General features: G+C 44.0%; 10 protein-coding genes. 2 read left to right on the forward strand and 8 right to left on the reverse strand.

Features of this window, described 5'->3' with window-relative positions; translation table 11 throughout:
• Positions 1 to 53 precede the first annotated feature (53 nt).
• From F6K63_RS17805 to hetZ, 7 genes are all read right to left on the reverse strand, one after another.
• Entirely contained in the window at positions 54 to 968 is a 915-nt protein-coding gene (locus F6K63_RS17805) for an MvdC/MvdD family ATP grasp protein (RefSeq protein WP_008191421.1), read from the reverse strand.
• Between the two features lie 506 nt (positions 969 to 1474).
• Positions 1475 to 1669, reverse strand: a complete 195-nt coding sequence (locus tag F6K63_RS17810) for a hypothetical protein (RefSeq protein WP_287312793.1) — start codon at positions 1667 to 1669, stop codon at positions 1475 to 1477.
• A 182-nt stretch (positions 1670 to 1851) separates the two neighbouring features.
• On the reverse strand, positions 1852 to 2739 hold the full coding sequence (locus F6K63_RS17815; RefSeq protein ID WP_287312794.1) for an AEC family transporter: 888 nt from the start codon (positions 2737 to 2739) through the stop codon (positions 1852 to 1854).
• Positions 2740 to 2857: 118 nt separating this feature from the next.
• Positions 2858 to 5122, reverse strand: coding sequence for a transglutaminase TgpA family protein (locus tag F6K63_RS17820; RefSeq protein WP_008191415.1), 2265 nt, complete (start codon positions 5120 to 5122; stop codon positions 2858 to 2860).
• Positions 5094 to 5384 carry a pentapeptide repeat-containing protein gene (locus F6K63_RS17825; RefSeq protein WP_353737179.1) on the reverse strand — a complete coding sequence of 97 codons (291 nt, stop codon included), beginning with the start codon at positions 5382 to 5384 and terminating at the stop codon, positions 5094 to 5096. Before F6K63_RS17825 ends, F6K63_RS17820 begins: the two co-directional genes overlap by 29 nt.
• A gap of 203 nt (positions 5385 to 5587) precedes the next feature.
• A complete protein-coding gene (locus tag F6K63_RS17830) occupies positions 5588 to 6691 on the reverse strand; it encodes a hypothetical protein (protein WP_287312796.1) in 1104 nt (367 codons plus the stop codon).
• On the reverse strand, positions 6684 to 7847 hold the full coding sequence (gene hetZ / locus F6K63_RS17835) for a heterocyst differentiation protein HetZ (protein WP_287250160.1): 1164 nt from the start codon (positions 7845 to 7847) through the stop codon (positions 6684 to 6686). The genes F6K63_RS17830 and hetZ overlap by 8 nt, the downstream gene beginning before the upstream one ends.
• A 68-nt stretch (positions 7848 to 7915) precedes the next feature.
• On the opposite strand from hetZ, the gene F6K63_RS17840 reads away from it, so the two are divergent.
• Together F6K63_RS17840 and F6K63_RS17845 are read left to right on the forward strand one after the other, a co-directional pair.
• Positions 7916 to 8434, forward strand: coding sequence for a hypothetical protein (locus F6K63_RS17840; RefSeq protein WP_008191405.1), 519 nt, complete (start codon positions 7916 to 7918; stop codon positions 8432 to 8434).
• A 327-nt stretch (positions 8435 to 8761) separates the two neighbouring features.
• On the forward strand, positions 8762 to 10762 hold the full coding sequence (locus tag F6K63_RS17845; protein WP_044495731.1) for a glycoside hydrolase family 10-like protein: 2001 nt from the start codon (positions 8762 to 8764) through the stop codon (positions 10760 to 10762).
• Between the two features lie 43 nt (positions 10763 to 10805).
• Here the strand turns inward: F6K63_RS17845 and F6K63_RS17850 are convergent.
• A partial coding sequence (locus F6K63_RS17850; RefSeq protein ID WP_287263543.1) for a DUF4351 domain-containing protein occupies positions 10806 to 11407 on the reverse strand: 602 nt, incomplete at its 5' end.

Consider the following 11407-nt stretch of genomic DNA (forward strand, 5'->3'; position numbering starts at 1 on the left):
AACTGTTAACTTTTGACTGTGGAGTCGGAACTCTGCACTTTCCGACTCAGGACTCAATTGATATCACTGATCAGAAGATTAACTAATTCTTGGGTGATAGGGAAACCAGTTTGTTGCTCAAAGTGTAAAAACATCGGACTGGGGTTAGCTTCAAGAAACACGTATTCACCATTTGGCTTTAAACGCCAGTCAATCGCCGTCCACTGGAGCCAAAACGCTCTAGTGATAGCTTTACACTGCTGTTGCACGGTCTTTGGCAGCCTGACCGGAATCAATTGAGCATCGATATCTTCTCGAAAGTCAAGAGACTTGGAGCGAATTTCTGCCGAGTACATCGAGTCCCCAATTACATAGGTGCGAATATTGGTGCCAGGGATATACTCCTGTATAGTAACAGGAGAAAGCCGCAGGGCTAAGTTTAGTCGTTCAGGTTGTAGATGTTGTTCTGTTAAAAACTGGACATGAGCATCACCATAGACTGGCTTAAAAATTACTTGCTCATAAGACTTCGTAAACTTAATGATAGCGTCTGGATCATTACTAATTAGAGTATGGGGAATCGTTACACCCATTTGTTGAGCTTTGCTCAATTGTAGAGGTTTTTCCTTATGAAATTCATAAGCTTGCCATGAGTTAACCCAGTGAATTGAGGTTCCTTGCATCAACGTTCTTAGGGTACTCATAGCATCATTAAAAGCAACTCTATGCTGTAATGGATTTTTGATTGGGGGAATTTGAACTCCAGAAAAATTACGCCAAAAGATGCTACGAATATCTCTCAGACGTAATTGATAGCCATCGGATAGGGTGAGAATTCCATCGTTAGTGTGTGGCTGCCAAGATAGGCGTAATTTAGTAGGAAACAGAGAGGTATCGAGATAGTTTGTCTTGCCTCCAGCCTTAGTCAGAGCATAGTTGATATGCGCAGCGTGAGTATCTTCAGGGTTGCCCAAAATTAAAATATTCATCTATTGCCAAACAAAACGAACTAGTATTTATACTGTTCTGCTGATTACCCAAGTTCTTTTTTTGTTTCGGTTTACTAGATAATAGTGTGGCTAATCAAGTCAATATCATACTTTGTTTGGTAATAAATTGGTATTTTAAAACACACTCTAAGCCAAATTAATTTTGGTATACTATAAGTTATATTTCCCTGATCACAGGTAAATTTTATAGTTAAATACATCCTGATATTACTCCGAAAATATAGTGCACTCTGTTGACAAATTGCCTAAATGCTGAAAAACGCTGCTAATCGGTCCAGGGAATTGTCACTAGATGGCTTACCCCTTGAGGGCGACATTTCTCACTATAGCAATCCTATAGGATTGCTATATGCCCTAATCTTTATAATTACTAAAAAATTGGCAAGTGTGCCAATCTTGAGATTCTTTTCACTGGTAATGGTTTAAGGTCAATACCTGAGAGATGTTGTTTGTGTTCGATAGCAGTTAGGTTGTTACTCAAGGCTTCAAGCAGGTCTCCCCCTTCTTCTGACAAGGCGCTTTGTGCTTGCACCCCCTTCTTCCTCGATCGCGAAGGTGGTAATATTGCCATCTTCTCCAATTCCATCCGTAACAATACCTCCTTCTTTACATGAGCTTTGGCGAGTAGGGACATTTAAACTGTCGTGTTGAGCAGGTGGACTGGCAAGTTGAGTATTCATGACTGCTTTGAATTGCTGAAAGCGCTAGTTCAAAAAGATGGTCAGAGAAATAATCTCTGTATGTAACCATGACAAAATAACCTGGCTTTCGTAATCCAGATAATTACTGATCCTGTTAAATCTTTTACAATTCTATATCCGTTAATTCTCTACTTTAGCTCTTATTCATGGATAAATACTAACTAAGTAGTGGCCCACAAAACTAGGGGAAGAGAAAGGAAACTCACTAAGGTAGACAAAACCACTGTCCGTGCTACTACCGGAGCATCTCCCCCAAACTCAGTGACCAAGACTACCGTACTAATTGCTACAGGCATGGCACTTTGTAACACCAACACCTGTAAATTTAATCCCTCCAGTCCCAATGCTTGACCAACGGTATGGGCAATTAGGGGAGCTACCAACAAACGCAAGCTAGTCGCAAGCACCTCATACCGTCCTATTACCAAACGGGTGCGGGACAATTGTATCCCCAACACAATTAAATCGATAGGGATTGCTGCCATACCCAACTGGTGAATACCCTTATCTAGCCCTAAAGGCAGTTTTAAGCGCAATAAACGCCAGGTTAATCCTGCCAGCATTGCCCAGAGTAGCGGTAGTTTTAGGGTTAAGCGCACTCCAGAACTAATACTACCCCCTTTAAGTAAAGCGGGACAAATAGCAAACATCAACAAGGCAGCTGTGATCATGTAAACTATAGCGCGTTCTAAACCCGGTGTACCAAAGGCAAAGGAATTGAGAGGAAGCCCCAAGTTTCCAGCATTGGGAAAAATAGCAGCAACCATAAAGCTTTTTTGGACAACTGCTGGTAATTTCAACAGTTTGCCTAACCCCCAACTCAGTAGGTAAAGCAACACAGCGGTAATGATCAAACCAGCAACTAAACCAGTGGTGCTTTCGGTAGACAGTGTTGTGCGATACAAGCTGTCTGCTATCAACGCTGGTACGAGAATATAAAGAGATACCTGAGAAAGAGTTTGCTTGTCCAGAGATAACGTGCGACCAGCAATAAATCCAATCAGGATAATTAAACCGACCGAAACGACAGCAGGTAGAATAACAGTCATTAGATAAATACTGAGATGAACCCCATTAAAGCAAAAGTCTTTTTATTAACCGTTTAGTGTTGACCGTTGACTGTTGACCTTCAAGCAACCTTTAACATTCAACATTCAACCTTAAACCTTAAACCTTAAACCTATTTTTGCTAAACTGCTTCAGTCGCCGCCGCAGTTGTTTAATATTAGGTCTGTGACCTCCATAACGCCAACGGATATAAGCATGGGAAATCTGCTCAATGACCTCAGCGGATGCTTGAGGCTGGTCTTGACTTATACAGCTAGCGTACTCTAGGGGAGTTTGAGTCGGATGTTTGACATACCCTTTGGTTGCTAAAATCTTGATCATTTGCTGGTAAATCTGTTCCATTGGTGGCAATGTTGCCAACCAGAAACGATAGCGCCAGTTTTTCCACTGATGCCAACCTAGCCAGCTCAGAAAACCAAATGCGATCGCTAATATCAAGCCGCTCAACATACCTAACCAACCACTAGATACCATCTTCCACAATCCAACAAATATTCGGATAATGGTACCAATGGTGAAATGCCATAGGTTGCTCAGTAAACCAGTGATTGGTGAGGGGAGCCAACCTGCTACCCACTGCCAAAACTGCCGCAAGACACTAAAGGTTTGATATTGCTCGACGGAGGGGGGCAGCAATTCATGACCTGGGATGGGGTCAAAGGCAAACCAACCGTATTGAGGGAAATAAACCTCAGTCATGGCATAGGCATCAGTATTGCGGACGATGTAAAACCCGGTAAAGGGGTTAAATTCGCCAGTGCCAAATCCAGCCACTAATCGGGCTGGGATGCCTATGGAACGGAGCATAATCGTGAGGGTGGTGGAAAAGTGGTCGGGATAACCACCTTGATACTTGAAGAGAAAGGCTTCCACCAAATCTTGATTTTCTTCTAAAAAAGGGAATTGTGAGGGGTCTTGGGGGAGGCGATAACGCTGCTTAACCGCCTGGGCTAGATACAAGGCTTTTTCATAGGAAGAAGTAAGAGGTTTTTCTGAAGTGGCTAGGAGTTCTTCAGTACGTTGCCTGACCCTCACAGCAATTTGAGCAGGAATATCCAAATAGTAGTTTTGAATCGACTTGGGGTAGTTATCCCCAGCTTGCTGCAACTTAGTGCGATCGCGAAATGGAACTTCTGATATTACGGTATAGGTCAGTCCTTCTACTAAACCTAAAGGCGATCGCAAACTGCCTTCTGCTCCAATACCTATTTCCCGCGACGGAAAGAACAATTCGTTAGGATAGGCCAAAGCGGGAATCAGATTCGGCAATTCTGATACAGCTGTATAGGTTTGAATTACCTTTTTGGTTTGACCTGTGATCAAGGCAGGTAAGAGTTGGAAGCGATAGGACCAGCTTGGTCGAGTTATTTTCTGAACTTGATTATCCCGAGAAATTTCCCAACCCTGACCCGTGTAGTGGTCAAACGCTAGCACTCGCCAAAATCCCGGTGCTTGAGAACGCACCCGCATCACTACCTTAGGTTTGAGTTCTCCCCGCAGATTCTGGTTAATCTTGCTATTAAAGCCATAGTAAAATGTCTCATCCAACTCACCAGAACCCGTAGCGTTTTGAGAGTCACCACTACCATTTTCCCCTTGCTGTTTCCCTTCACTTACATAGCCAGGGTTAACAATTAACCTATTTTGTGAATCAAATCTCCGGTTTGCCATTTCCCCAGGAGCACTGACGGGATACATCTGGATTTGATAACCAGGGAAACGAGGCATCAGAGCAAAAATCGTTAACCCTAGCGCCATAATTACCCCGATGAATAAAATGAGACGCTTTAGGGGTATGGGTGAGGAGTGTGGATTAAACCAATATAATTTTTTACCTTTTTTTTCCGTAGATATACCCAAGCGTGACTGGTAATCCAGGACAAGAACCGGTAATGCGATCGCTAAAAATACTAACAACAGAGGGGCAAACGCCAGAGTCTGACTCACAGTACCAGCGACCCCCAACAGGATTAGCCCAATTACCATCGAATAGCCCAAATCCTTGCGGCGCGGCAAGTCAAAGCTATGGAGAATTTGCAGCTGAACTAACAACTGAGCTAGAGCTAAGCGGGTATCATTGAGCTGACTGAATACATTGCCCAAAAAGGCTCCCAATGCCAGCAACATCCCCAATGCCAGCAAGAATTTCAGAGCAATGTTACGTTGGCGACGACGATACCAACTCCAGGTTGCTCCCACAATACTTAAGGGTACTGCCCAAAGACTCCAGAAGGTAGATGCGGCGACATCAACAGCCACAATTCCTACTACTACCAGTGCCTGTACCAACACCCTTAACGAAATCGACTCCTCTGTAGGAGGCAATGGCTTCGCCTCAAGACGCTGCCAAAACTGACTCACCATGGTAGATGCGTGATAGGTTATATGTCAAGCTTGGAATGTTAAAGGTTGGAATGTTAAAGGTTGGAATGTTAAAGGTTGGAATGTTAAAGGTTGGAATGTTGTTGGAATGTTGAAGGTTGGAATGTTGAAGGTTGGAATGTTGAAGGTTGGAATGTTGAAGGTTGGAATGTTGAAGGTTGGAATGTTGAAGGTTGGAATGTTGAAGGTTGGAATGTTGAAGGTTGGAATGTTGAAGGTTATAACCTGCAACCTGTTCACCTATTCACCTGCAACCTGTTCACCTATTCACCTGCAACCTGTTCACCTATTCACCTGCAACCTGTTCACCTATTCACCTGCAACCTATTCACCTATTCACCTATTCACCTATTCACCTGCAACCTGTTAACCTGTTAAGCTGCAACCTGCAACCTGTTAACCTGCAACCTATTAACCTATTCACCTGTTAACCGGCAAGTATTCTGACTAATTTGTCGGGCAGATTGCAAAGGTCAAAGGTTTCTGTTCTCCATGATGGAAGCGAATCTCGATAGAACAAATCTGATTCGGTTGTAAATCATAGGATTCTACACTCAGGTAACCTGGATAGGTACGTTCTGCTTTTGCGGAGGCTTGAGGTGTACCTAGAGTTAAGCTACCACCTCTAGGCAAACGAGTGCTGACCCGTAGCTGAGACACACCATCTTCTTGATGATATTCGGCTCGCAGAGTCACTAAACCAGCACTAGTCTCCCACTGGCGCTCCACAGGAGTTTGATTTGGTGAAACTGGAATGGTCAGGGTGGTAAGAATTTCCTTAGCTGCTAACAGAGCTAAGACCATCTTTTGGTCATTGTTAGCTTCTTCGTAAGGTAGGGATGGCAGTAGTTGTTCTGTAGAACGGGCACTTCCCATCAAGATGGTGCCACTCCAGGAGTTAAGGGCATAGAATTCGTCCGGAAACAGCTTTTGAACTGCCCTAACCAGTTTAGCCCCTAGCTGATACTGGGAAGACACTGCCTCAGAGCAGGCTTCTAGCAATTGAGATAAAACGTTTTCTGGTATGGCAGTTGGTAAAGCCAAGTTAGACAACTGTGGCATCCAAAACCTAACTCCGGAAACCCAAGACTCTGCTATTGCGTCAACAATATCAGTTTCATAGTCTGACATTTCTGTCTCCCAAGGAAACAGAGGTGGGTTAAGTTCAATTTGAGCTTGTAGTTTGCGCTTCAATAGCGTCTGGAAACGATTTTGCACGGTTGACATCTCTCCCAAGTTGTAGCGGCGGATTTCACCGCCTAGTGTAAGGTCATCATGGGTGATCGATTCTAGTGAATCCACCCACATGCGGTCTAAAACCGCTTCGCCATTGTGATTAGGGACAATGTTCAAGTTTTCCAAGTCCAGTGATTCTGATAAATCCAGGGGATATACATCAAAGTCAAAATCCGCTGCTGTCGTCTCACCCAGAGGTACAGTATCGTTTACTTGACCGCTTGATGGTATTGAAGCAGCGGGACGGGACTCTTTTAGCCAAGCCATTAAGCGGCTATAGAAAGCGTCCATGTTGTTATCTATGTCACTATTCATCTTTAGATCTACCGGATCCGGATACTGAACTATTACGAATATCCCAGGCAATTTCGAGCAACTTAAACCATCGCTTCTGTGCCTGGTTTAGTGTACAACCCAAGGTCTTAGAAATTTGTTCATTGGAGTAACCTTGTTGTTTGAGTTTAAGTAATTCTGACTGTTGGGAGCTCAGTTTTTCTTGAAATCGTTGCCATTCTTTTGGTGTTAGCCCCAGATTTCGATCCAAATCTGCTCCCAGCCACTGATGTACTAATTCCCAGCGGTGAGACAGAGCAAACCGAATCAGATGATACTTAAACCGTTGTTGTAAATAGTCCCGCTGTCTGGGATTGATGCCTAAAATCTCCTCAATTTCCCTGGTTGGCAGGTCTTTCAGCCGCAGAGTAAAGTAATTTGCACAATCATGTTGCTGGCGTTCTTCGAGATAGGCAAATAATTCTTTGATTACAGTTTCCCGCAGGCTGGAGTCTAGGGGTTCAGAGTCTGATAACACCATTGCTTCCCGCACCTGCTGGATCGCCGCATCATTCCAAGTCGCATCTGACTCCTGTGCTGCTCCTTCCGCTGCTGTATCCATATCCACAGAGGTTTCTGGAGGTTGCTGTTGGGAAAAGGTTTGAGCACGTAGAATGACCAACTGTTGGGAACGGCGACCGGGTAAAGGAATACGTCGTTTACCATAGCGCTCTGTAAACGCCATATATTCTGATAGTTCCAGGAGGCTGCGGGGACGATAGGTTTCCTCCAGGGAGGTTTCCCGCCGAAAGGCATTTAAGGCTTCGGCATAGAATCCCTGTAAGAAATCTTCAATCATATTCAGCCGCGCCTGGTAACTGGTCGGCGTTTGATGGGGTGTAATGTAGCGGTAGATAATCGCACTAAGAGTACTCTGTAGTTCTACCCTTCCTTGGAGCGACCCCAGTTTGTAGTAATGACAAACTTGCTTGAGACGATGGTTAGCGAGGTTTTGAGCCCAGCTGTCCACATCCCCAGAGTTTTGAATCCGATTACTTTCATTGCAAATACGATTAACTTCATCAGCGATACGTCTTGCTACGTCCTGGCAGTTTTGCTTAGAAGCACGAGTGGACTGCCGGAGTTCGTTATACAGCAGTTCAAATAGTCCTTCCACGCCCAGGCAGACTTCCCTCATCATGATTTTCATTCAATAACGACCCTAACATACACGTACTCTCGACAAATTTGATTTAGGTTTAGACTATGTGCAGCCAAATTCCTCACCCTATAGCTCCTATGGAATTAGACGAACAAATTAACAATTTGATTGATAATGCCCCACAAGATGGAACGACGCCTCAATCGATTGAAGCGATCGCTCCAGTACTCAAACTTCTGGCGGAACAACTAAACCATCTGGAATATTACATTCTCCAAAATCTTGACCAAGGTTGGGTGTTGACTACACTGAGTAATCGTGCTAACCCTGACCTGGAGAAAAATGTTATTTATGCTTTTCCGACTGTTCAAGATGCTGCCAATTTTCATTCTGATTGGGATCCTCAACTTATGGCGTGCGGGGTGCCAGTCACTCACATTTTGTTTCAGATGTTGGCAATCGACACCGTCACTAGTACTGTTTTCTTTGATACACCTGGTAATTTAGCGGTTGGTTCAGAGGTCTCTCGAGAGGACCTACGAAATTTAATACAAGCTCAACTACAGCAAATCCGGTCAGCACCCAAGTCAGATTCTAACAATCAACCTCCTGACATTGCTTAAGTATGGCTTCACCAAAGCAGGGGATGACTGGATGAGGGGATGACTGGATGAGGGGATGACTGGATGAGGGGATAAGACACGGAAGACTATTGAATCACGCATTATTACCATCACCCCTGATCACTTCATTACTGATCCGGTCTCATCTAGGCACTTTTGATGCATGATCATGCATCAATATAGTTCTTTCGTGCCATCACGACCTCTGGCCATCTCCCCATCGGTGAATTTACTATCTGTAAACGCAACTTGGTATTAATTTGCCACTTGCTATAATAGTGCGGCTAAAATTGCGGTTAAGCCCCCAATATGCCTAGCAATAAAACTATGGTAGCTTCTTTTACTGGCTTCCCTGATACGGAAAATCACTGGGCAAAGCCATTTATTGAAGGTTTAGCCAATCAGGGAATGATTAGCGGTTTCCCTGATGGCAGATTCCGACCTAATCTACCCATGAATCGATCTCAGTTTGCTGCCATATTAAAAAACGCTTTTTCCCAACCCGAAAAACAACGATCTGCTCCGAAGTTTATTGATGTATCACAGAAACACTGGGCTTTGGAGGCGATTCAATATGCTTACGAAACTGGCTTTATGTCGGGTTATCCTGGTAATCGCTTCCGCCCAGACACTAATCTGGTTCGAGTGGAAGCCTTGGTAGCGATCGCAGCTGGCTTGAACCTTCCCTTGAGTGAGATATCGGATGTACAGATAGAGCTACCCCAACTCTATCAAGATGTGGATAAAATTCCTGGTTATGCCCGAGACAGGATAGCCACCGCTACGGATGCTAACATAATTGTCAATTATCCCAATCCCAAGCGACTGCGACCCACTCAAGTGGCAACTCGTGCTGATGTGGCAGCGTTTATCTATCAAGCTTTGGCGTATTTGGGTCAGGTGCCAGACCTAAACTCAAAATACACGGTTGCTTTCCAAACCACTAGGGAGGTTAGCCATCAGCGAGAGTTTCGGGGAGTTTGGGTTGCCAGTGTCTGGAACATTGACTGGCCCTCTGAAAAGGGTCTAGCTGTAGAAAAACAGCAAGAGGAACTGATCGAGATTATTGACCGGATTGAGGAACTTAACCTCAATGCTATGTTTTTCCAGGTACGACCGACGGGAGATGCGTTATATGCCTCAGAATTAGAACCTTGGAGTGAATGGCTAACAGGTACCCAAGGGCAAGCACCAGAACCGTTTTACGACCCGCTGGAGTTTGCGATCGCAGAATGTCACAAACGCAATATTGAACTACACGCCTGGTTTAACCCGTTCCGCGCTGCAACAGGATCACAAGTTTCCGCAAAAGTCAAGCCTCACATCAGCGTTACCCATTCAAACTATGTGTATCAACACGGTAAACAATTGTGGATGGATCCAGGAGTAAAAACAGTTCAGGACTGGACTTATAACGTGATTCTGGATGTAGTGGGTCGTTATGATGTCGATGGGATTCATCTGGATGACTATTTCTATCCTTATCCTATCAAAGATCAAGATTTTCCTGATCAAAAAACCTATGAAGCTGATCAGGAAGCTGGGGGTGAACTGAGTTTGGGGGATTGGCGCAGGGACAATGTGAATAAGATGGTTGAGCGTCTCTACACTGGCATTAAAGCTACTAAGCCAAAAGTTAAATTTGGGATTAGTCCCTTTGGAATTTATCGTCCTGGACAACCTCCTCAAATTAAGGGATTAGATCAATATGAAGCTATCTATGCTGACCCGAAAAAATGGTTAGAAGAAGGCTGGGTCGATTATATTGCTCCTCAACTTTACTGGCGCATTGAGCCTCCTGCCCAAAGTTATCCGGTTTTACTGCAATGGTGGACAGAAAATAATCCTAAAAATCGACACATTTATTCTGGGAATAGACTCAGTAAGTTAGATGGAGAAGAGTGGCCGATTTCTGAGTATGAAGAACAAGTTGAAATTAGCCGCGATCTAGTGTCTCAACTCTCCCTAGGGAATATTTTCTATAGCATGAAAGTATTCACAGAAAATCGTTTAGAGGTGGTTGACCAGTTGAAAAGCTCTATTTATTCTGAACCTGCTGTTGTTCCTACTATGGAGTGGTTAAAGACTGAGCCACCTAAGACACCAGGTAATGTCAGAGCAAGAGATGGTAAGCTAATTTGGCAGAAAGTTTGTGATGGAGAGATTTGTTATTGGACTCTTTATCGACAACAAGATGGGGTTTGGAGGTTGTACAAAATTCTGAATTCAGCCACGCTAGAGATAGCGCTAGAGTCGGGAATCTATGCCTTGTCAGCAGTGGATAGGATTGGGAACGAAAGTTTAGGAGTTGTGGTATCGTTGGGTTAAAGGTTGTTCGCCCTTGGCATCCCTATTAGGGTAGGTTCAATGGTTAAGGCAGATGTTGGCTAAACTCATCTAAAGAATTAGCTGTTAATGCCGTTGTCATTAAGGTGTCCAGTTGTTGGATATTTAAGCCTTGTATTGTTTCAGATATCTTTGAAGGAATCGTTCCAAATCGTAGTTGGAGTATTCGCTCCAAGTTAGCACGACGTTCTTGTTGAATGCCTTCTAATATCCCCTCTTCTCTACCCTGTTTTATGCCCTCTTCTCTGCCCCTTAATTCTCCGACTGCCTCTGCCCCTTCTAGCATACTAATTTCATACCGTTTATCTTCCAGATATTTCTGATAGGCTGCCTTTTCTGTATTCGGTAGACTCTCAATCCTCAGGTTTTTATTGGCTTGGGCTAATCCCCTGGCTTGGAATTCCTCCTTGATTTCACTATTTTTCAGGAAATATATCCATTCATCCAAACTGTTTCTAGTCACATCATTAAACTGTTTCACTCTCAAGATGTAATATTCGGGAAATATCTGGTACACCTGCTCAATTTTGAACAACTCCTTCTGGAGATTTGATGGCTCTAGTCTATCCTGGATATGACGTCCGATAAAATCTAATTTCCCCTCATATATGTAATCTTCTCCTTGGC

Origin of the sequence: Moorena sp. SIO1G6, assembly GCF_010672795.1 — a bacterium.
In the GTDB taxonomy this organism is placed as follows: Bacteria; Cyanobacteriota; Cyanobacteriia; order Cyanobacteriales; family Coleofasciculaceae; genus Moorena; species Moorena producens.